This window comes from Flavobacterium limnophilum (genome assembly GCF_027111315.2).
GTDB lineage: Bacteria > Bacteroidota > Bacteroidia > Flavobacteriales > Flavobacteriaceae > Flavobacterium > Flavobacterium limnophilum.
Genome location: NZ_CP114289.2, coordinates 200,205 through 223,045 on the forward strand (window position 1 = coordinate 200,205; position 22,841 = coordinate 223,045).

Consider the following 22,841-nt stretch of genomic DNA (forward strand, 5'->3'; position numbering starts at 1 on the left):
CAGTGAAAAAAATAAGTAACATATACAGTTTTAGCGAAATGATTTTCGAAAGACTGGTTTCTTTGGCGACCTCAGTTTTGGGGAATTCCATCACATTTATTTTGGCTTTTTGTTTGGTAATCTGTTGGTGGGTAAATGATTTTTTTACCACTCGCGATTTGCATGAAATTATTGGAGATTTCATCTTTGGAACCACTTTTTTGAGTTTGTTTATTATTCAAAAATCATTCAACAAGTTTTCGGGTTCCTTGCATTTGAAAGTGAATGAATTGGTCTCGTCTCACGAAACGGCAAGCAATTCGGTTATCAATGCCGAAGAAAAGACAGAACGAGAAATAACCGAATTGTCCAGGGAATATGCTGAACTGGCCGAACAACTCAAAGAACTTGATGGTGTTGTGGAAGAAGAAATGAATAAAAACACTTTGGAAAAATAATTTGGCAGTATCCAATTTCATTGCTTTTTTTTCTGATACAGGAAATCTAGAGTAAGCTAAATGTGTGAATGATGTAACTTCTTTCCAAAGTTATATAACACTTTCCTCTTCTAATCGAGACACCTTTGTAATGTTGTGAATATTCTTTTGCAATAAAATTTAATATTTATGAATACTTCAGAAATAAAAGGAAACTGGGAAGAGCAAAAGGAAAAACTCAAACAAAAATTTGCCGCATTGACCGATGGTGATTTTTTGTTTGTAAAAGGAAAAAAAGAAGAAATGATTGCAAAACTTCAACTGAAACTTGGTAAAACCACGGAGGAATTGAATAAAATCATTGGAGCTCTTTAAGTTGAAATTCGTAAAATTGAACGGTATCACTTCAAAACAACCTTTAAAATGTTTAAAATGAAAAAAATATTCTTTACTCTGGCAATTGCTGTGGTCACAGTCCTGGTAAGTTGCAAGCCGTCTACCAAAGAACAAAATGCCTCCCAGGATAAGGTTCAGGATGCCAAAGAAAATGTGCAAGATGCCAAAGACAGTTTGGCTGTGGCCAAAAAAGAAGCAAACGCAGAAGAATGGAGCGCTTTCAAGAGTCAAACCGATTCTGTAATCAATTATAATGAAGCTCGAATAGCTGAATTAAAACTGAAAATGAAAAATACCGGAAAAACAATGGATGACAAGTACGAAAAAAACATTGGAGCTCTGGAACAAAAAAACAAAGACCTTAAAATCAAAATGGAAACGTATAAAAACGATGCAAATGCAGATTGGCAATCCTTTAAACGCGAATTCAATCACGATATGGGCGAAATAGGCCAAAGCCTGAAAGATTTAACAGTTGACAATAAAAAATAATTTAAAAAAAAAAGAAATAATGAGCAATTTACTTTACACCGTGGCAGTCATTCTAATCATTTTATGGGCCATCGGATTCTTCGCCTATAGCATTGGATCAATCATTCACATTCTACTTGTCATAGCAATTGTTGCTATCTTATTGAGACTTATTCAAGGTAGAAGATTATAAATAAATTAAACATAAAATAAAGAAATTATGAATTCAGGTAAATTAGTATTAGGAGTTTTGGGAGGTCTAGCGGCCGGAGCATTGATGGGCGTTTTGTTTGCGCCAGAAAAAGGGTCGAAAACAAGAAGAAAAATAATGAATAAAGCCAATGATGGCGCAGATGCTTTGAAAGACAAATTTGATTCTTTGCTGGAATCGATGAATGATAAATATGAGGACATTTGGAAAGCAAAAGATGAATTAATTTCTGAAGGAGAATCGAAATTGAATGCCGTGAAAAAAGAACTGAAAAGCCTGGAGCGTTAAAATTCTAAAGCTTTTTGAGCTGGAATTATAAATCTTGAATGAGTTTAAAATTTATAAATAATCAAGCAACAAACAGTAGGACTGTTTTTGAAAAAACAGTAGGTCAATAGGGCAACTTCAAAATTGCTAATGCTTAACACATTAGGCAAAACGGTTGGTGTTTTATCTATCCCTATTGTCAAAAATGACAGTTTCTATTGTGGTTGCTATAGTATAGTAATGCTTGTTGGGGTTTTGTTGTCATGTAACTTTTAATACTATGAAAACGATAATTGAAAATGATGTTTTAAAAGAGTCTGTCTCCATGATGGAAATAAAACTTGCGCGAAAATTATTTTTGGGCAACAAAAAAGCGGAATCTAAAAAAGCAGAAATAGAGAAAACGGCAAAGGAGTTAATCATCGCCAACAATAAACTTAGTTTTCAGTACAAGGAAAAAGTAGGTCTTGCTGCAGAATTGATTCTTGCAAATAAAGAACTGGCCTTTCAATATGAAGAAAAAGAAAAACGTGCTGCCGAGTTAGCCATTGCCAATATTGAACTGGCTTTTCAAAATAAAGAGAAAGAAAAAAGAGCCGTAGAATTGATTATTGCCAATAGGGAACTTGACTTTCAAAAGCTGGAAAAAACCATTAGGGAATCGGAGTTGCTTATTGCCAACAAAAAATTGATTTATAAAACCCAGGAGAGGCAAATAAAGACTGCGGAGCTAAATATTGCCAATAGAGATCTTAAAAGGGCCGAAGACAATGAAAGAGAATACATAGAAGGATTGGAGAAAATGATGTTTTTGACCTCGCATAAAGTAAGGCAGCCTATTGCCAATATTATAGGTTTTTCGAATATGTTGGATCAAACAACAAGTTCTCCAGAGGAATTAAATCAGTTGGTGTCTTGTATAAAAGAAGCCGCAATCACTTTAGATAATTATACCAGGGAATTGTCCTCCTTTATTCGTGAATTAGTGCAAAAAGAAAAAAAGGAATGACAATGTGGCTCCAATACAAAAAAGACGTTTAGTTCTTAAAATCGAGATATGAAATCTCGATTTTTTTTTGATTTTTCAAGGATATGCTTACGAAAAAATGACAAATCAAGCTAATGGCAAATTAAAAATTTAGTAGTATAATGATGAAATGGTTTAGATAATCTGGATTTTTGAGCTTGTTTGTTGAGGAATCAGTGAATTATACAACTCTTAGGATGAATAGTATAATACTTCACAATCATAACTGGGCAATCTTTGTACAATAAAATATTTTAACATTTTAAAAACATTAAATCCCAAAAAATGAAAGCTAAAAAATTACTATCGATCATGGCAATACTCTTTATTGCTTTAATTTCGGGATGTGCAAATGATGATTTCGAAGAAGTCGTTGGAGTATGTCCTGTTGTATTATCAACGAACCCTATTGATGGCGCTTTTGGAGTGCCTTTGAGACAAATAATTACGGCAACCTTCAACGAAGAGATGAATCCTTCAACTATCAACCAATCCTCTTTCATCATATCTGTGGCAGGAGTTCCTGTTTCAGGGGTTGTAACTTATTCAGGTACAATAGCAACTTTTACGCCTACTGTTCGCCTTGCCATTAATACTCTTTATACAGGAACAATTAAAACATCTGTAAAAGATTTAGTAGGTAATGCTTTGCAAGCTGATTATGTATGGACATTTACAACTGGTCTTAATCCTCTTGTAGTTTCTACAGACCCAGCAAACCTAGCTATTGATGTTCCGCTTAATAAAGTTATTACAGCAACTTTCAATATGTCGATGAATCCTTTGACTTTAAATTCTACAACATTTACAGTAAAGCAAGGGGTATTAACCGTATTAGGAACAATTACTTATTCTGGAACTATGGTTTCATTTACACCATCTTCTCCATTAGATGAAAATAAAGTATATACTGCTACCATAACAAAAGGAGCTGAAAATATCATTGGAACTGAATTGGCTAATGATTATGTGTGGACATTTACTACAGGTTTAAGACCAATTGTAGTTTCTACCGATCCAGCAAATAATGCTACAGGTGTTGCTCTTAATAAAGTGATTAGAGCTACGTTTAATATGCCAATGAATCCATTGACCTTAAGTGCTACAACATTTACTGTTAAGCAGGGAACAACTACAATCTTGGGAGCTATTTCCTATTCTGGATCAACGGTTTCTTTTACACCTACTTCTCCATTAGAAGGAAATAAAACATATACAGCTACAATTACTACAGGAGCCACTAACGTTGCTGGTACACCGCTCGCTGCTAATTATGTTTGGAACTTTACAACAGTGATTCCAGTAATTGTTACACCACCACCAGCAGGAACAAGTGGATTGTTCTTTGGAGTTTTTGGAGGAAATGCAGGAATAACCAATCAAGGTTTGTTTACAGTAGTAAATGGAGCGATTGGGACTACAGCTGCTTCAACTTTGGTTACAGGTTTCAAAGACGGTTTAACTGCCGATGTTTATACAGTAACTCCTCTAAATAACGGATTGGTTACAGGTGGAATTTATGCAGATGCCCCTGCTCCAGGAACTGCTACAAAAGCAGCTACTGCATTAGCAGGATTAAACGCTGCTAGAGCTGCTTATCTAAGTATTTCTCCAGCATCTATGCCAGGTGGAATTGATCCAGGCGCAGGTGAACTAGGAGGGTTGACTTTGCCCGCAGGTGTTTATAAATCGAATAGTGGAACTTTTGACATAACGAATGGCGACCTTACATTGGATGCTAAAGGAGATGCCAATGCCATATTTGTTTTCCAATCAGCTTCTGCTTTGACAGTGGGTAATTCAGTACCAAGAAGTGTTAAATTGATTAACGGAGCCTTGGCTAAAAATGTATACTGGTATGTAGGAAGTGCAGCAGTTATTAACTACGCCGGTGGTGGAGTTATGACTGGAAATATTATCGCTAATTCTGGAGTGACTTTGTCTTCTCCTGCCAATAGTACCAATGCTAGTGTGACTACATTAAATGGTAGAGCGATATCGCTGGTGGCTTCGGTTACCATGGTCAATACCGTAATTAATGTGCCTAACTAAGGACTTGATTTTAAATATATAAAAAACACATCCCGTCTTAGGGCGGGATTTATTTTAACAAAATAAAAAACAAAAAAATGAAAGCAAAAGCTAATTTTAAAGAGGGTTTGTATAGTACATTGACCCCGAATAAACTGACACTTAAAAGCATTTTGATAGTTGCTTTGGTTTGGTTCAGTATCCAAGCGCCAGTTCAAGCACAAGAACTACAATATACAAAACCGTCTTGGTGGTTTGGTGTAGCAGGTGGTGCCAATTTTAATTTCTATGAAGGTTCAACTTATAAATTGAATTCTGATTTTACGCCTCCAGCCACTTTTCATGAAGGTAAAGGTGTCGGATTGTTTGTGGCGCCTCTTTTGGAATACCATCGTCCTGATACAAGATTGGGTTTTATGTTGCAAGCCGGATATGACAATCGTAAAGCCAAGTTTGATCAAGTGGTGACTCCTTGTGACTGTCCAGCCGATTTAAAAACGAATATCAGTTACATTACGGTAGAACCAAGTTTGCGTTTTGCTCCTTTTAAATCTAATTTGTATTTATTTGGAGGGCCTCGTTTTGCTTTCAATTTGGATAAATCATTCACTTATCAACTGGGAATCAATCCTGCTTATCCTAATCAAGCAGCAAGTCCTGAAGTGAAAGGCGATTTAAGTGATATCAATAAAACCATCATTTCGATGCAAATCGGATTGGGTTATGATATTCAGCTTTCGTCTCAAAGTAATAAAACACAATTTGTTCTTTCTCCTTTTGCTTCCTTCCATCCTTACTTTGGTCAAGATCCTCGTTCTATTGAAACTTTAAATATAACCACTATTAGAGCAGGGGTAGCACTTAAATTTGGTCAAGGACATTTAATCTCAGCGCCGGACGATAAAGTTGTAGTTATTGCAGATCCAGAAGTTGTTTTTTCTGTTAATGCTCCTGCAAATGCTCCTGCTCAAAGACGTGTTAGAGAAGTTTTTCCTTTGCGTAACTATGTTTTCTTTAATTTAGGTTCAACCGAAATCCCAAGTCGTTACAAACTTCTTAAAAAAGAGGAAGTAAAAGACTTCAGGGAAGACCAACTGGAAATGGTAACGCCAATAAACCAATCAGGTCGTTCAGAAAGACAAATGAATGTGTATTATAATGTAATAAACATTTTAGGAGATCGAATGGTAAAAAACCCATCAACAACAATTACTTTAGTAGGATCTTCTGAACTAGGTGCAAAAGATGGTAAAGGAATGGCAGAATCAGTAAAATTCTACTTGGTCAATACTTTCGGAATAAATTCTTCAAGAATTGCTACAAAAGGTCAGTTGAAACCAAATATTCCATCACTGCAACCAGGAGGAACATTGGAATTGGATTTGCTTCGTGAAGGCGATAGAAGAGTTTCCATCGAAAGCAGTTCTCCAGTATTATTGCTAGAATTTCAAAGTGGTCCAGATAAAAATTCATCAGATAGTGCAATTTTACTAGAAGCACCAATCGAAAGTTATGTGGTTTTTGATGTAAAAGGAGCCAACGAAGCTTTTTCTGTATGGTCATTACAAGTTAAGGATGAAAGCGGAAAAGTGCAATCTTTTGGTCCTTATACCCAAGAAAGGGTGAGTTTGTCCAGCAAATCTATCTTAGGCAATCGAGCTGAAGGAGATTATAAAATCACGATGACGGGTCAAACTAAAAGCGGTAAAGCCGTAACCAAAGAAACAACTGCACATATTGTGCTTTGGACACCAGCCAAAATAGATGAAGGTCTAAGATATAGCGTAATTTATGAATTCAACGAATCGAAAGCCATCGCTATCTATGATAAATACCTGACAGATGTCGTGGCGCCTAAAATTCCAATCAATGGAACGGTCATTATCCACGGTCATGCCGATATTATTGGAGATGATGCCTATAATTTAAAACTGTCCCAAGCTCGTGCCAACGATGTAAAAGATATTCTTGAAAAGGCTTTGGCCAAATTGGGCAGCACTAACGTTAAATTTGAAGTTAGCGGTTACGGAGAAGATCCGAGCCACTCTCCTTTTAGCAACAAGTATCCAGAGGAACGTTTTTATAATCGTACCGTTATTATTGATATCTTCAATTCGGGCAAATAGATTTAAATAATTTCAACAAGATTGCAAAAGGACAGGAACTTAAAAAAACCTGTCCTTTTTTTATGGAATACGTTTTTCAAATGTGTGAATTTTGTAATTAATACCAATAAATGTGTAACACAAAAAGCTTGAATGCTCCTCACCTTTACACTATAAACAATTCAAACAAAAGCAATATGAAAAAATTACCCGTTTATTTAATGATGATGGTGTTGTCATTGAGTATTTTGCCGTCCACAATTTTTGCTGCAGAAAAAAATACAACAGCTATTACAGCCAATACTAAAGAAGTGCCCGCTGAAGTAAAAGTGATGTACAACCGCCTGGAAGAAATAAAAACAATGGACAAATCTTCTTTGACTTCTGTCGAGAAGAAAGAGTTACGTAAAGAAGTACGTGCCATTAAAGCAAATTTAAAATCAACAGGTAATGGAGTGTATTTCTCTGTTGGTGCCATTATCATTATCATACTTTTATTGATTCTTCTTTTGTAGTGACTTTCAGTTATTTATAAAACTATAACAGTTAGTAAATGCTAATTTCAAATTATTGGCACAGTTGTTGGATTTTAAGATAATGTTGAACAACAAATGCTAATAAAAATAATAATTAAAAAACGTACAAAATGAAAATGTTAAAATTAATGACCTTGGGAATAATGATACTTTTTGCATCTAATTCGATAAACGCACAAATTTCTGTAAACGTAAATTTAGGACTACAACCATCTTGGGGACCAGTAGGCTATTCGTCCGTGGATTATTATTATATACCGGATGTCCAGTCTTATTATGACGTGAGAGCCACACAATTTATTTATCTAAGCAACGGAGCCTGGATTCGTTCCAGTCGTTTGCCCAATCAATACAGAAACTATGATTTGAACAGGGGTTATAAAGTTGTTTTGAACGATTATCACGGTTCTAGGCCTTATGATAATTACAAAAGCCATAAAGTAAAATATTACAAAGGTTATAAAGGGAAACCCCAACAATCTCTAGGAAATAGATACCATAAAAATGACAACCACGGTAATTACAACAAAGGAAATCAGGGTAATGGGAATCACGGTAACAAAGGAAATAATGGAAAAGGTAACGGAAAAGGACATTAAATCTTGAAAGTACATACTTTTAAATAATCAGGGTTGACTTTTTAAAAGTCAACCCTTTTTTTATGTCTAAAAACTTCACAATCAATTTAATCGTTTTCTGCAGTTCTAAAAAACTCGATATTTCTTGTTGAAGATATGTGTTTCAATCGTACCTTTGTGCCCGAAACATCGAGAAATAAAGGAGTTGACCGCATTGCGGTTTTTTCTGAATTCGAAAATTAAAATAGAATTCCAATTATCAAAAAAAGAATTCGACAATTCACATGAATACACATATTATGGCACATAAAGCAGGTTTTGTAAATATCATCGGAAATCCAAACGTGGGGAAATCCACCTTGATGAATGCCTTTGTGGGCGAAAGATTATCCATCATCACGTCAAAAGCGCAAACGACTAGGCATAGAATTTTGGGAATCGTAAACGGAGAAGATTTTCAGTTGATTTTGTCCGACACGCCTGGAATCATCAAGCCCGCTTACGAAATGCAGGAATCGATGATGAACTTCGTGAAATCCGCTTTTGAAGATGCCGATATCTTGATTTACATGGTCGAAATTGGCGAACAAGAACTGAAAGACGAAGCTTTTTTCAATAAAATCATCCATTCCAAGATTCCAGTTTTGTTGTTGTTGAACAAAATTGACAATTCCAATCAAGAGCAATTAGAAGCTCAAGTCTCTTTTTGGACTGAGAAAGTTCCTAATGCCGAGATTTATCCCATATCAGCCTTGCAGAATTTCAATGTTCCCGAAGTTTTCCAAAGAATAATTTCATTGTTGCCTGAATCTCCAGCCTATTATCCAAAAGACCAGTTGACGGACAAACCGGAACGTTTCTTCGTAAACGAAACCATTCGCGAAAAAATCTTGTTGAATTACAGCAAAGAAATTCCATACGCTGTAGAAATCGTGACCGAAGAATTCTTCGAAGACGAAAATATCATCCGAATTCGTTCCCTAATTATGGTGGAACGCGAAACCCAAAAAGGAATCATCATCGGCCACAAAGGTGCTGCCCTGAAACAAGTAGGAATGGAAGCCCGTGCCGACTTGGAGAAGTTTTTCGGCAAACAAATCCACATCGAATTGTACGTGAAAGTCAACAAAAACTGGAGAAGCAACGCCAATATGTTGAAAAGGTTTGGGTATAATCAGTAGTTGGGGCATAAAAAAATGAAAACAGAAAATTGGAAATTTAAGGTTATACTTTTTTATGTAGTTTGTGCTATTATAATTGGTTATCCTTTTTTTACAATTAAATATTTTGAATCACATACTGCGTTAAAGATTACTGCCAAATATTTATTGTTGCCAATTATAATCTGTTTATTAGTTATTCTTCCAAGATTTTATTTTAAAAAAGTCAAACCTCTTGACAAGGTAAAAAGATCTAAAACCAAAGAAAAATTTAGCGACTTCTTTTCAATATTGTTTATGTTAATTTGCTCCACAGGAATTTTTTTTGGAATTGCATTTTCTTTAATAATAACAACTAATAAAATTTTTGGAAAATCAGAAAGCGTAATAATTAGTCAGCCTATTGAAAAATGTACAGAAAATATCACAAAAAACGGAAGATTAAGGCATTATGTTGAATTTGAAAATCCAAAAACAAACGAAATAATTGTTTTAGAAGTCTATAAAAAATATAAAGTTGGAGACGTTTTTCAAAAGGAAATGAAGTATGGAGCTTGGGGAATACTATATTCAACAGAATAAAAATCTTCCTTTTTTTAGCCAGATTGCAACGGAAATCTCTCCAAGAAAAACTACGATTCCAAAATCTCCAAGAACTTCCCTTCTAATTCATTCATTTGTCCATTGCCTTTGAATCGGATTTGTTTGGCGATGAAGTAGAGCAAAAACCAAACGATAACCATAAGCAACATCACGATTAAATCCATTGTTGTTGGTTGTTTCAAAACATAGTTGGAGTAGGCGATGGTGCTAAAAATGATAAAAATCCCTGCCACCATAAAATGCAAGAACATAAAAAGCGTCCATAAAGTGGGTTCTGGACCAAACAATCCCCGGATATGGGTTTCGTTATTGTCTTTAGATTCCAATTCCAAGTGCAAATGCGGCGACCAATATTCGCGTTTCGCCTCGGGCATATTCATCCAAATGTGATTGTGCTTGATTTTTAGAGGACAATCTTCGGTGCAATTTGCTTTGTAATTTTCGAATTTTTGACGAACGGCCTCCAAGTTTCCCGGCACATCTTTGTAAAAACGCAAGCGAAGTCTGATTTCATTATTGGCATCCATAAGGGCAATTTTTTGGTTCGAAATGATTAATAGCACTGCAAAATAGTAAAAAAATTGATAGTATGGTATTTAACACTACCTTTGCAAAAAATTAAAATACTGCATTTTGGATTTATAAGTAATAGAAATTTAGGAAACTAGATTCTAAAATCTAAAATTTAATCGTCACCCTGAGCTTGTCGAAGGGCTAAAATTTACAAAAATGAATAATATTGTTGCGATAGTAGGAAGACCTAATGTAGGGAAATCAACCCTTTTTAATAGGCTGATACAAAGAAGAGAAGCTATTGTAGATTCAGTATCTGGGGTGACCCGAGATAGAAACTATGGTAAAAGCGAGTGGAACGGAAAAGAGTTTTCCGTGATTGATACGGGAGGATATGTTCGCGGATCGGATGACGTTTTTGAAGGCGAAATCCGAAAACAAGTAGAATTGGCCATTGACGAAGCTGACGTAATTATCTTTGTTGTCGATGTCGAAGAAGGCATTACGCCAATGGATGACGTTGTTGCGCGTTTGTTGCGTAAAGTGACCAAACCCGTTTTATTGGCCGTAAACAAAGTAGATAATGCGATGCGTGAAAAAGACGCCATCGAATTTTACAACCTTGGTTTAGGAGAATATTACACATTTGCCAGTATTTCAGGAAGTGGAACAGGAGATTTGTTGGATGCTTTGATCGAGGCCTTTCCAGAAAAACCAGAACCTGTAAAAGAAGAAGTGGTTTTGCCCCGTTTTGCAGTGGTTGGTCGTCCTAATGCTGGAAAATCAAGCTTTATAAATGCACTTATTGGCAAAGAAAGATTTATGGTTACCGACATTGCGGGAACAACTCGTGACGCCATTGATACTAAATTCGACCGTTTTGGTTTCGAATTCAACTTGGTGGATACTGCCGGAATTCGTCGTAAAGCAAAAGTGAAGGAAGATTTGGAGTTTTACTCCGTGATGCGTTCGGTTCGTGCTATCGAACACGCCGATATTTGTATTTTGGTAATCGATGCCACCCGTGGATTCGAAGGACAAGACCAAAGTATTTTTTGGTTGGCCGAGAAAAACAGAAAAGGAGTCGTGATTTTGGTAAACAAATGGGATTTGGTCGAAAAAGACACCATGTCAACCCGTGATTACGAAGAAAAAATAAGGAAAGAATTAATGCCATTTACGGATGTGCCCATTCTTTTTGTTTCGGCATTGACCAAACAACGTTTATTGAAAGCCTTGGAAGCAACCGTTCAAGTTTATGAAAACAGACAACAGCGTATTGCGACTTCAAAATTCAACGAATTTATGTTGAAGGTGATTGAAGCTTATCCGCCGCCAGCAACCAAAGGAAAATACGTAAAAATCAAATATTGCATGCAATTGCCAACAGCCACGCCTCAGTTCGTGTTTTTTGCCAATATGCCGCAATATGTCAAGGAACCCTACAAACGTTACCTCGAAAACAAGATTCGTGAAAACTGGGATTTCTCGGGTGTTCCAATCGATATTTATATTAGAGAAAAATAAAAAAAAACTAAATCCCGAGCAATCGGGATTTTTTTTGTCTTTTAGGTTGTGTAATGCTAATGATAAATGGTTCAATTGTATATTCACAGGTTTCTTCCTTTGTCACGCCCAGGATTTCAAGCACGGGCAATATAATTGAGACGCTTCCAGTGTGATAAGTAGCAAGAGAAAATATATAAATGTGTAAAACACAATTAAACCTTTGACAACATTTTTAGTCTTAACAAATCAATATCTTTCTTATGACCAAATTGCATTCTTTTTTATTGCTTTTGTTTTTTGTTTATTCTGCCAATGCCCAAAATGACATTGTGATTAAAGGAACTGTGTATGATATTAACACGCAAGTTCCATTAGAATTGGCCACGGTTTATTTTTCCAATGTCAAAGACTCTACAGTTATTGAGTATGCCACTACCGATAAAAATGGTATTTTTAAAATCAGTACCAAAAAATATGACAAGCCAGTTTTTATAAAGGTCAATTATATGGGGTATCAACCTTATGTTGAGGAACAAAATGCCCTTTTGGAAAACAAGGATTTCGGGAAATTATATTTGTTGCAAAACACAAAGGAATTGAACGAGGTTGTTATAAAAAGCGAAGCGCCACCCATCCGAATAAAAAAGGATACTTTAGAGTTTAATGCGGCTTCTTTCAAGGTGCGCCCAGATGCCAATCTTGAAGTTTTATTGAAACAATTGCCTGGATTTGAAGTGGACAGTGATGGAAAAATAACCGTAAACGGAAAAGAAGTAACCCAGTTCTTGGTAAACGGAAAGGCTTTTTTTGATAAAGATGGAGCCATTGCCCTGAAAAACTTGCCGGCAGAAATTATCAGCAAGGTTCAAGTATCTGATTTTAAAACCAAAAAAGAGGAATTGTCCAAGCAAGAATCCACATCTGATTATTCCAGTATCAATTTGACCATTGACGAAAAGAAAAACAAAGGCTACTTTGGGAAATTCTTGGCAGGATATGGTACGGATGATCGATATGAAACCAGCATGATTTTGAACTATTTCAATAATAAGCAAAAAATAAGCCTGTTGGCTTCCGCCAACAATATTAATGCACCGGGGTTTTCGCAGGATGAAGTATTTGACAGTATGGGCGGAGGACGAAATGCCAAAGGGAACAGCAAAACTGCTGGAAGTGGAAAAGGTATTACCGAATCTAATTTGGTTGGCTTTAATTATAACGATGAGTGGTCGAAACAATTACTGGCGATGGGAAGCTACAATTTTTCGAATTCGGTCAATAAAAACGAAAGTAATTCCAATCAAGTTGAATTGTCATCCACGGGCAATATTTTTACCAAAGCGGAGTCAAAGACTAGAAACGAAAGCACGGGAAACAAAGCCAATTTCGAATTTGAATATAAAATTGATCCAACGATGAGGCTTGTTGTTACACCAACAGTCAATCAAACTCGAACCAACAGTCATTCGGAATCTTCCAGTTTGTCCAAGGACATAAATGAGACAAAATTAAACGAAAGTGTCTCGGGATCCAATAAAGAAGGTAATTCTACTAATTTTGGAAACACAATAAACTTTAATAAAACCTTCGAAAAAAAATCTCGAAACTTGAGTTTTGTTTTTAGCAACAGTAATGCAAATAGTGATTCAGATGCTTTTAATAAGTCAAGTACTATTTTCCATAAAGGGGATAAAGAAGACATCTTCAGAGACCAAAATGGCAAGAGTAGCAATATAAGTGATTCGTATTCGGTTGATATTGAATATACTGAGCCTATAACGGATTCGTTGCGAATTCGATTGGGCTCTGATTTTGACTGGAATAATCAAGTAAATGACTTGAAAACCTACGATTTCGATGACATTTCCCATTCGTCTTCCACCTTAAATGATTTGCAGACTAATTATACGACTTCGAGACAAAACTCCATTACTCCAAAAGTGGGTATTAGTTTTGAAAAGAACAAATTCACTTTTAATTTGAATTCGAGTACTTCCATTATTGACTATGACAATCACTCTTTATATCTCGGTAAAGTTACCGATTTGAACCAGAAATATGTTTTGCCATTTGGAAGAGCACAAATCAGGTATAAATTGGATCGATCAAAATTCCTTACTTTGCGATATGATTATTCCAATAGTCTTCCCACATACAATCAGTTGATGCCAGTGGCAAATTTATCAAATCCTTTGAACACGATAATAGGAAATCCAAATTTGAATCCAAATGAAAAAAGTAGTCTAAACATCAATTACAGGAATTTTGACATGCGAACTCGTTCGGGTTATACCTTGTTTGCGAGAGGAGATTATTTCAACAGCGAAGTGGTTACCATTGCGCGTTTTGGTGATGGTGGGCAAAAAATAACAGAATATAAAAATGTTTCAGGAACCTACACCACTTCTGTTGGAGGGAATTGGAATCAAACCATAAAAAAAGAAGCTCACGTCCTAAGATATGGTTTTGGTTTAAACGGAAACTATTCCTTGGATAAAGGATATACCAATGCCGTTTTATTTGATGCAATATCATTGAAAGTCACCCCAAGAGTTTACTTCTCTTATGATTATGGAGAGTTGTTAACCGTTGCTCCATCTTATAGTTTGTCTTACAACGAAACGAAATACGAAAATACTGGAAAATCCAATTCGAGTGTAGTGCACAGAATCAACTTGCAAACGACCAATTATTGGCCCAAAAACTGGATTTTCGGAAATGATTTTGGATACACTTACAATTCGAATCTTTCGGGCGATTTCAAAAAGGATTTTTATTTATGGAACACCAGTTTGTCGTATGGTTTTTTTGGTAAAAAAATGACCTTGAAAGTAAAAGTCTATGACGTTTTGAATCAAAATCAAAGTGCAGCAAGAAGTATATCGGCAACGATAATTCGCGATGAAGAAAACACCGTTTTAAAACGTTACGCCATGTTTTCTCTAGCGTATAAATTGGGGAGTTTTTCAGGAAAAGAAAAACGTTCCAGGGGTGGTGCCAGAAGTAGAGAAATGGGTGGCGGTGATGGAATGGATTAATTTTTTTGTCATTTAAACCATTTCACAAAATGATTGTCTTAAATATCGATAACCTTAAAAAATAAAAAAAATGAAGAAATTAATTATCGCAGCATTACTTGTTATTGGTTTTTCCTCTTTTGCACAAGACCAAAATCAATCGGAGAAAAAATCGAATAAAGGACAAAAAGAAAAAATGTCGCCAGAACAAAGAAATCAAGCTTTGTTGGATAGAATGACAACCGAATTAAAATTGGATGCCAAGCAACAAGAGCAAATCAAACCAATTATTGCAGAACAAACGGCTAAACTTCAAGCGATGAGAGACCAGCGAATGGCCAGTAATTCAAAAGAGTTGACCAGTGAAGAACGTGAAACTCTTAAACAAAAAAGACAAGAAGAAAAAACAGCAACAGACAACAAATTGAAAGCGATTCTGACTCCTGAGCAATTCAAAAAAATGAAAGAAAATGAAGCTGCCAATAGGGAAAAAATGAGGGAGGCAAGAGAAAGTAGACAAGGCGGTGAAGACAGAGGAGGCCAGCCGCAAGAATAGTCCTGTTTGCAACCAAGTCATTTCATGAAAAGTGCCAAATACAAAGCGTTGTATTTGGCACTTTTTATGTTACTTCCGACACTATCCCAAAAAGTGTGTAAGTTTAAAAATATAGGGGTTTGATTTTTTAATTAAAGTTGAACCCTTTTTTCAAATATAGTCAAGAACTGGTTGAGGATTAATCCCCAGTTTTGGATTGGCATCGACCATTTTTTGGTTGCCTCTCTCAAAGCCAAATATACAGATTTTAAAACAGCTTCATCCGTTGGGAATGATAATTTGTTTTTAGTGTATTTTCTGATTTTACCATTGAGGTTTTCGATTAAATTTGTGGTGTAAATTATCTTTCTGATTTCTACTGGAAAGTCAAAGAATACGGTAAGTTCCTCCCAATTTTCTTCCCAGGATTTAATCGCATAAGGATATTTATTATTCCATTTTTTAGAAAAATCTCCCAGAGATGCTTTAGCAGCTTCTTTAGTTGGAGCATTGTAAATAAGCTTCATATCTGCCGAAAATTCCTTTTTATCTTTCCAAACCACATAACGAGCTGAGTTTCTAATTTGATGTACTACACAGATTTGGGTTTGTGATTCTGGGAATACATTTTTGATAGTTTGCGTAAAACCATTTAGATTGTCAGTAGCAGTAATTAGTATATCTTCAACTCCTCTAGCTTTTAAATCTGTTAAAACGCCAAGCCAGAAACTAGCACTTTCATTCTTTCCTAGCCACATTCCAAGGACTTCTTTTTTACCTTCTCTATTAAGTCCAACGGCTAAATAGATGGTTTTATTGACTATTTTTGAGTTTTCTCTAACTTTAAAAACAATTCCGTCCATCCAGACTATCAGATAAACAGCCTCTAAAGGTCGGTTTTGCCAAGCAATAATATCACTCGAAACCGTGTCGGTTATCCTAGAAATAGTACTAGTGGAAACCTCAAAATTATAAACTTCTCTTATTTGTTCTTCGATGTCGCTATTGCTCATTCCTTTGGCATAGAGAGAGATTATTACGTTCTCTAAACCATCGAGCATATTTTGCCTTTTGGGCACAATTAAAGGGTTAAATGAGGCTTCTCGATCTCTGGGAACTTGAATCTGAGATTCGCCAAATGAGGTTTTTATTTTCTTGTTAGAAAAACCATTACGAGCATTGGATTTTGTAGTTTTCTCGTGCTTATCATAGCCTAAATGGGCGTCTAATTCGCCTTCGAGCATTTTCTCTATTCCTCGCTTTTGTAGTTGGGCTAAGAAGCCATAAAGGTCTTCGCCTGTTTTGAATTGCTTCAAAAATTCATCGGATAATAAATCTTCCTTTTTCATAAAATGTGTAAAATATTAAAATTAAGTAAAAAAAGTATTAGGGTTTGCACAAACCCTAATACTTTTTTTACTTACACACTTTATAGGATACTACCTTACTTCTTTTTGTGAAGGTTTATTTTATGATAAAAAGTAAACCTGATAATGTCCCTGTCAAAATAATCCACACCACTCGCACGCTGTTGAAAACTGTTTAAATAACCCAATTCCAAGGCCAAGTTTTTGTTGACGCCATATTGTAATGCAGCATAAATCCGGTTTTGGTCAAATGTGTTTTTAACAACATTTTTCCCGGCATTAATCATCAATTCGTCATGCACAATGGTCTTTAAATACTGGTCTTCTTTTTTCCAAAAGGAATATTCTCCTTGAATTCGGTATCTAAATCTCCAAAAGAAAGTGGTTCCAGAAACCAAACCTTCTTTATTGGCATTGTGAAAAAAACGTTCTTCCACTTGAAAACGCTGTAACAATGTAATCCTGCCTATGTCTTGTTTCCACATTACATCCTGTTGTCCCCTGTTTTCCGGTATTCTAAAATCAAACGTGATTTCCGGATCTTGCGTTGCAACGGAGAAATAGGCATATCCAGCACCTATTTCAATATCTTTGTTGATTTTATAGCGACCTTGAACTCGAAATTCATACAAATTATTTTCAAAGGAATTTAGAAAAACCCGATTGTCAAATTCAGAATGGATTGACCATTTATTGTTAATGGTCAAAAGATTGTAGTAGCGTGTCCAAAGTAAACTTTGATGGTCTACATTTTTTTCTGTTTGGGCATACGAAAATGCACATCCTAGAAACAGAAATAGTATGTTGTTAATTCTCATTAAGTTCAATTCAAATTTCGGCAAAAATAAACAAACTTAATTTAAGAAGAATTTATTTTTTCAGGGCTTTTTTGACAGGACAAGCAGCGATTAGTTGCTATAAAATAAAATCAAAAAGCCAACAAAAATCAATTTGTTGGCTTTTTTATTCAATAGGTTGTTAGTGTTACAAAGCGTATCTCAAAGTTATTCCGTACGTTCTTTGGTCTCCCAACACTGCGGCATATTGTCCCGAGTTTCCACCAGCTGGCAACAATTGCTCGTAATAATCTTTGTCTAAAAGGTTGCGTCCCCAAATGTGGGCAGACAATCCATCTGCAACACGGAAGCCTAAACGACCATTGAAGATGGCATAGCCAGGAACTACCAGATATTTCGAAGCCGATGGACTTGAAGAGAATTCAGAACGAGCATAACCATCAAGGGCGATGAAAAATTTACCCAAGCTTCCGAAGAATTTAGCATTTTTGGAATATTCACCTCCAAGGCTTCCTGACCATTTTGAAACCCCTGGCAAATCCGTTCCCGAAACATCTTTGAAGGATACTGCTGCTCCAGTTTCTTCCAATGGTAGTGGTGCATTGGTGAATTTTACATATTTGCCGTCAGTGTAAGTTGCGGCTGCATTGATAGAAAAATGTTTGTCAACCATAAAACTGGCATCTAGTTCAGCACCTTTTACACGTACTTTATCGGCATTGGCCAAATAGCCGCGATTCACGCCCAGTTCAGCAGCTTGAACATTGGTTTGAAAATCTTTAATTTCTGTATTAAAGTAGGTCAAGTTCAATATGGAATTTTTCAAAGGAGAAGTTTTTATTCCAAATTCATAATGGTTTACATCCTCGGGTTTAATTACGGCAAGATCAAGAGCTGGTTGGCCAGCAACGGTTGGAAGTCCAGCGACATTCACGCCAACGGGTTTGTAACTTTTGGCATAAGTGGCATAGGCATTGATTTTGTCTGATGCCTTATATGAAATGGTTATGTTTCCTGAAAAATCGGTATCATCAACATCAGAAGCAAAATTTTGATCGGTATAAACCAATTTTTTCAAGGCAATCAAAGCAGGGTCGGAAGTTTGAAGACCTCCGTAGGTTTTTCGATCATAATCGGCCGCTTTCTTGTCATAATTGTATCGTAAGCCCGGTAGTACGTGCAAACGATCAGTTATTGCCCAATCCAATTGACCAAATACTGCCGCACTGGTTGAATGTATTTTGGCATTGGTTTTTATTCCGTATCCTTCAAAAAGACCTGGGGTTTTCCATAAAGCCGTATTGGTAGTGCTTTGGGAGAAACGCCATTGGGCATCTCCGGATTCTTCGGTACCTTTTGTTTTTGAAGTTTGGTCAATAAAAAACACGCCTACAACACCACTTATTTTAGAAGTAAGTTGACCAGCATAACGAACCTCTTGGGTTATTTGAGTCTGTCTGGAAGGGTTTTGTGATTTGGCAAGTACTTGCAAACCCGTAAAATCCCTATCATTGGATGGATCCCAAGTCCAAAAACGCCAAGCTGTTGTTGAGGTTAGTGTTCCTCCTCCAATTTTTGTGTCGATATTAAGTGATGCTCCACCTAAATCTTGATTGGAACGCCAAGGAGTATCGTGGTCTATTTTGCGGTCAAAGGCATTCAAACTTGGAAGTTGGTAGTTCAAATCGGCAATAATAGCGTTGAATTGGCGGTAAGCAGCTCTTTTAGTAGGAGCAATTCCGGCAACTACTTGTGCATATCCGTCATTATGTTGAGTCGTGATATCGGCCGCCAACGTGAAATTGGTATTATCGGACGGCGTATAAAGTAATTGTCCTCTTATTCCTTGATTGTTTAATGTATTGGTAGGTTTTCCAGTTGCAACATTTTCGATTATTCCATCACGTTGTGTGCCTGAAAAAGAGATTCGACCTGCAATCTTTTCGCTAAAAGGTCCTGTAATCGAAGCTTTGGCTTGTAGATAGGCATAATTTCCGTAACTCACTTCAAAATTGGCACCTGGCGTGAAGCTAGCTTTGCGGCTCGTAATGTTAAAAGCACCAGAAGTCGTGTTTTTTCCAAACAAGGAGCCTTGTGGGCCACGCAATACCTCAATTCGTTCTACATCAATAAAATCTAAAGTGGTTGCCGCTGGACGTGCATAATAGACCCCATCAACATAGAAACCTACGCCTGGATCGATTCCGTCATTGGTAAGTCCAAAAGGAGAACCTAGGCCACGAATGTTGATTCCAGTATTTCTTGGATTTGACGAATACAGCTGAACCGATGGTACCAATTCCTTGATGCGATTCACGTTGAAAGCTCCTGCTTGTTCTGCTTGCTTTCCTGTTACTACTGATACGGCAATTGGAATATCTTGTACTTTTTCTATTCTCCGTCTTGATGTAACAACTACCTCAGACAGCACTTTTTCCTCTCCAGTAGAAATAGTTATTTGTAATGGTTTTGCATTAGTAGGTAGTTCGTTTATTTTAAGTTCTTTTGTATTATAACCTGCATATTGCACAATAATTGTAAATGGTAATGCTTTGGCTTGTATGGAAAACTTACCATTAATATCAGAAGTTGCATTGTTGGTAGTTCCTTTTACAATTATATTAACACCTTCTATAGGTGAATTATCATCGTTTTTAACTTCTCCTTCTAAAAGGTTTTGACCATAGGAATTTGAGAAAATTAAAATTAAAATTAAGGTCGTTATTGTTTTTGTGTAAATAGTTTTCATTATTATATATGTTATATGTAATTAGTAGAGTTTATTTTCAATTTTTTTTTGACTAACACATACACATCATTTCATAATCTTTTTTATCAACTTTTACCGGTAATTTTTTTTTGGATTGTTCTTCTAATAAATCGAATTTGCCTTGGTACGTTTTCATGCTTTTAAATTTGTAATGTTACTAATGATCGTAATTCCGGGGCAAATATATAATTAATTCTATAAAACTAGTAGAGTTTAAAAAATATTTTTTTATTTTTTTGCCAATGAAGCAATAGTAATACCTTCCATTGCTACCAAAGTTTTTTCTCGAACAGCTATTAATCCCAGTCTCAGTATGCATTCAGACTCGGTTTTGCAGTCCAGGCAAGGCTCGTAAAAATTTAAGGAAGCACAAGGGAGAAGTGCAATGGCGCCATCAAATAATCGATGAATATCGGCTAGTGTTATCGTGTTTTTGGATTTTATAAGATAATAACCTCCTAATTTACCCTGTTTGCTGCTCACGAAATGGCCTCTTTTGAGCTCCAACAAGATTTGCTCCAAAAACTTTTTTGGGATATTGGCACCTTCTGCAATTTCGATAGTCCTGGCAATGTGGCCTTCTTCTTGCTGGGCTAAATAGAGCAGGGCTTTAAGAGCATATTTGGTTTTTTGTGACAGCATTTATTTCTATTTTATTTATTGTCGATTGTTAGATTTAACATTTTCAAGACACTTTCGGCTATTCCATTTTCAGGAAATTCAACAAGAGTTTTTTGGTAAAATTCAATCGCTTTTGTTCCGTTTCCAATTTGGCCATAACAGAAAGCGATATTACACAAGGCCATTTCCCTGTAATTCATTTTTGAAGAACTTAGAAGGGTGATGAATCGATATTTGTCAATCCAATCATTTTTGGTAAAGAATTGATAGCTTTTTTCATATTCAGCAATTGCCTTTTCAAATTGATTGTTTTTTGTTAGTTTCATTCCTTCTCTATGATTTTTTGGAATAAAATAGCGTAAACCCATAGAAAGAATCAGATAGGTCAAAGCTCCATATAATCCCGCATCTTTAAAACCAAATTGATTGTAAATAGAAATTAATATAAGTATAAAAGCAATCTGGGGAATCAAAGAGATCCAAGCTACTTGCTTAATGACGGGGATTTTTGAAGCCATTTTTCACTATAATTTTTAACTGAAAACTAATTACTGAACACTGCGACTGAACACTGATTACTGTTTCTACCAACTTCCGCTGCTTCCTCCACCAGAGAATCCGCCGCCGCCGAATCCACCGCCAAATCCTCCTCCACCTGAAGAGCCTCCGCCAAATCCGCCAGAACCTCCACCAAATCCTCCTCCGCGACCCAAATTACTCAAGATAATTACATCGAGCAAACTTGGTCCACCGCCACCAGAATTTCCTGAATTTCCACCTCCGCCTTTATTTCTGGAAATCAGGACAAGTACTATGACTGCGATGATTATTATCGGTAAAATAGGGAAATTTTTTCCTTTGGATTGTTTTCGTTCGCCTTTGTATTTGCCTTTGAAAACATCAAAAAGCGCATCGGCACCTTTGTCCAAGCCATTGTAGTAACTTCCGCCTTTAAATTCAGGGATGATAATGTTTCGGATTATTTCTCCTCCAATTCCGGCTGTTAATCGATCTTCCAATCCATATCCTGGGTTGATGGCAATTTTTCTTTCCTCTTTGGCAACCAATATTATGACTCCATTGTCTTCCTTGGCTTGGCCTAATCCCCAAGTATGTGCCCATTTTGTGGCTAACTGGCTCACGTCTTCGCCTTTCAGGCTTTCGATGGTAACAACCATGATTTGCGTTGATGTAGAATCAGAATAACGAACGAGTTTTTCTTCTAATTGCGTTTTTTCATCGGCACTTAAAACATTGGCATAATCATAAACCGAAGTTTGAAAACTGGGCTTTTCCGGAATGGTAAATTGGGCAAATGCATTTGATACATTAAATAACACTAAAACGAAAAAAAGAATTTTTGAAATTCCTTGGTATTTCGTATCTCGTATCTCGTACTTCGTAATTTTCATTATCCTTTAGATATTTCGTTTGATAATTCATTCGTGTCACTTTCGTGATAAGGAAAGTATTCTTGCAATTTTGCACCGGCTCTAGTGATGCCGTCAATTAGTCCTTGCTTAAAATTTCCGTTTTTGAATTGGGCAGCCATAGCCTCTTTGGTACAATCCCAAAAGTCTTTTGGAACTACCTCGTTTATGCCTTTGTCTCCGCAAATCACAAAATGATGATCTTCTACGGCCAGGTAAATCAAAACCCCGTTTTTGAGGTCGGTTTCATCCATTCCCAATTCGTGAAAAACTTCCAAAGCCCTGTCAAAAGGAGCTTTGGAAGTTGTTTTTTCTATGTGGACTCTTATCTCGCCAGAAGTTTCCTTTTCAGCCATACGAATAGCTTCAACAATTGCTTGTTCTTCTTCAGTGGTTAAAAAATCTTCTACTTTTGACATTTTTTTTATGTTTTGAACACAGATTTCGCAAATTGCCACAGATTTAAATTTGTGATAATTTG

General features: G+C 36.1%; 23 protein-coding genes. 15 read left to right on the forward strand and 8 right to left on the reverse strand.

The features are described from left to right. Window positions 1–2 precede the first annotated feature (2 nt). The 12 genes from OZP13_RS00855 (at window position 3) to OZP13_RS00910 (ending at window position 9,780) form a co-directional block, all read left to right on the forward strand. A complete protein-coding gene (locus tag OZP13_RS00855) occupies window positions 3–437 on the forward strand; it encodes a low affinity iron permease family protein (RefSeq protein WP_281298326.1) in 435 nt (144 codons plus the stop codon). A 168-nt stretch (window positions 438–605) separates the two neighbouring features. Further along, complete coding sequence (locus tag OZP13_RS00860; RefSeq protein WP_269241836.1) at window positions 606–791, forward strand: CsbD family protein; 186 nt, start codon at window positions 606–608, stop codon at window positions 789–791. A gap of 57 nt (window positions 792–848) precedes the next feature. Next, window positions 849–1,304 (forward strand): sll1863 family stress response protein, encoded by a 456-nt coding sequence (locus OZP13_RS00865; protein WP_269241837.1) that lies wholly within the window; start codon window positions 849–851, stop codon window positions 1,302–1,304. Window positions 1,305–1,323: 19 nt separating this feature from the next. Further along, window positions 1,324–1,476: a lmo0937 family membrane protein gene (locus OZP13_RS00870; RefSeq protein WP_269241838.1), complete on the forward strand. Its 153-nt coding sequence runs from the start codon at window positions 1,324–1,326 to the stop codon at window positions 1,474–1,476. A gap of 27 nt (window positions 1,477–1,503) precedes the next feature. After that, complete coding sequence (locus tag OZP13_RS00875; protein ID WP_269241839.1) at window positions 1,504–1,782, forward strand: YtxH domain-containing protein; 279 nt, start codon at window positions 1,504–1,506, stop codon at window positions 1,780–1,782. Window positions 1,783–2,041: 259 nt separating this feature from the next. Next, window positions 2,042–2,770: an ATP-binding protein gene (locus tag OZP13_RS00880; protein ID WP_281298327.1), complete on the forward strand. Its 729-nt coding sequence runs from the start codon at window positions 2,042–2,044 to the stop codon at window positions 2,768–2,770. Between the two features lie 303 nt (window positions 2,771–3,073). After that, a complete protein-coding gene (locus tag OZP13_RS00885) occupies window positions 3,074–4,840 on the forward strand; it encodes an Ig-like domain-containing protein (protein WP_269241841.1) in 1,767 nt (588 codons plus the stop codon). Window positions 4,841–4,917: 77 nt separating this feature from the next. Then, a complete protein-coding gene (locus OZP13_RS00890; protein WP_281298328.1) occupies window positions 4,918–6,945 on the forward strand; it encodes an OmpA family protein in 2,028 nt (675 codons plus the stop codon). Between the two features lie 176 nt (window positions 6,946–7,121). Then, on the forward strand, window positions 7,122–7,439 hold the full coding sequence (locus OZP13_RS00895) for a hypothetical protein (RefSeq protein WP_269241845.1): 318 nt from the start codon (window positions 7,122–7,124) through the stop codon (window positions 7,437–7,439). A gap of 131 nt (window positions 7,440–7,570) precedes the next feature. After that, entirely contained in the window at window positions 7,571–8,059 is a 489-nt protein-coding gene (locus tag OZP13_RS00900) for a hypothetical protein (RefSeq protein WP_281298329.1), read from the forward strand. 278 nt (window positions 8,060–8,337) lie between these two features. After that, on the forward strand, window positions 8,338–9,219 hold the full coding sequence (era, locus tag OZP13_RS00905) for a GTPase Era (RefSeq protein WP_269241846.1): 882 nt from the start codon (window positions 8,338–8,340) through the stop codon (window positions 9,217–9,219). Between the two features lie 15 nt (window positions 9,220–9,234). Beyond that, entirely contained in the window at window positions 9,235–9,780 is a 546-nt protein-coding gene (locus OZP13_RS00910) for a hypothetical protein (protein WP_281298330.1), read from the forward strand. A gap of 50 nt (window positions 9,781–9,830) precedes the next feature. On the opposite strand, the gene OZP13_RS00915 is transcribed toward OZP13_RS00910, so the two are convergent. Then, window positions 9,831–10,328, reverse strand: coding sequence for a hypothetical protein (locus tag OZP13_RS00915; protein WP_269241849.1), 498 nt, complete (start codon window positions 10,326–10,328; stop codon window positions 9,831–9,833). Window positions 10,329–10,530: 202 nt separating this feature from the next. Here OZP13_RS00915 and der point away from each other — a divergent pair, with 202 nt between their 5' ends. The 3 genes from der (at window position 10,531) to OZP13_RS00930 (ending at window position 15,396) form a co-directional block, all read left to right on the forward strand. Further along, window positions 10,531–11,841, forward strand: coding sequence for a ribosome biogenesis GTPase Der (gene der, locus OZP13_RS00920; RefSeq protein WP_281298331.1), 1,311 nt, complete (start codon window positions 10,531–10,533; stop codon window positions 11,839–11,841). A 242-nt stretch (window positions 11,842–12,083) separates the two neighbouring features. Further along, window positions 12,084–14,861 (forward strand): outer membrane beta-barrel protein, encoded by a 2,778-nt coding sequence (locus OZP13_RS00925; RefSeq protein ID WP_281298332.1) that lies wholly within the window; start codon window positions 12,084–12,086, stop codon window positions 14,859–14,861. Between the two features lie 70 nt (window positions 14,862–14,931). Next, complete coding sequence (locus tag OZP13_RS00930; RefSeq protein WP_269241855.1) at window positions 14,932–15,396, forward strand: DUF4890 domain-containing protein; 465 nt, start codon at window positions 14,932–14,934, stop codon at window positions 15,394–15,396. 131 nt (window positions 15,397–15,527) lie between these two features. Here the strand turns inward: OZP13_RS00930 and OZP13_RS00935 are convergent, their stop codons facing one another. The 7 genes from OZP13_RS00935 to OZP13_RS00965 form a co-directional block, all read right to left on the reverse strand. After that, on the reverse strand, window positions 15,528–16,724 hold the full coding sequence (locus tag OZP13_RS00935) for an IS256 family transposase (protein ID WP_269239997.1): 1,197 nt from the start codon (window positions 16,722–16,724) through the stop codon (window positions 15,528–15,530). Window positions 16,725–16,819: 95 nt separating this feature from the next. Further along, entirely contained in the window at window positions 16,820–17,560 is a 741-nt protein-coding gene (locus OZP13_RS00940; RefSeq protein WP_281298333.1) for a DUF2490 domain-containing protein, read from the reverse strand. Between the two features lie 166 nt (window positions 17,561–17,726). Continuing rightward, a complete protein-coding gene (locus OZP13_RS00945; protein WP_281298334.1) occupies window positions 17,727–20,288 on the reverse strand; it encodes a TonB-dependent receptor in 2,562 nt (853 codons plus the stop codon). Between the two features lie 249 nt (window positions 20,289–20,537). Continuing rightward, the gene (locus OZP13_RS00950; RefSeq protein ID WP_269241857.1) at window positions 20,538–20,951 is read right to left on the reverse strand and encodes an RrF2 family transcriptional regulator; all 414 of its coding nucleotides are present in this window, start codon (window positions 20,949–20,951) and stop codon (window positions 20,538–20,540) included. A gap of 11 nt (window positions 20,952–20,962) precedes the next feature. Next, the gene (locus tag OZP13_RS00955) at window positions 20,963–21,448 is read right to left on the reverse strand and encodes a tetratricopeptide repeat protein (RefSeq protein WP_269241858.1); all 486 of its coding nucleotides are present in this window, start codon (window positions 21,446–21,448) and stop codon (window positions 20,963–20,965) included. 66 nt (window positions 21,449–21,514) lie between these two features. Continuing rightward, window positions 21,515–22,342: a TPM domain-containing protein gene (locus tag OZP13_RS00960; protein WP_269241860.1), complete on the reverse strand. Its 828-nt coding sequence runs from the start codon at window positions 22,340–22,342 to the stop codon at window positions 21,515–21,517. After that, window positions 22,342–22,779: a TPM domain-containing protein gene (locus tag OZP13_RS00965; protein WP_269241861.1), complete on the reverse strand. Its 438-nt coding sequence runs from the start codon at window positions 22,777–22,779 to the stop codon at window positions 22,342–22,344. Before OZP13_RS00965 ends, OZP13_RS00960 begins: the two co-directional genes overlap by 1 nt. Between the last annotated feature and the right edge of the window lie 62 nt (window positions 22,780–22,841).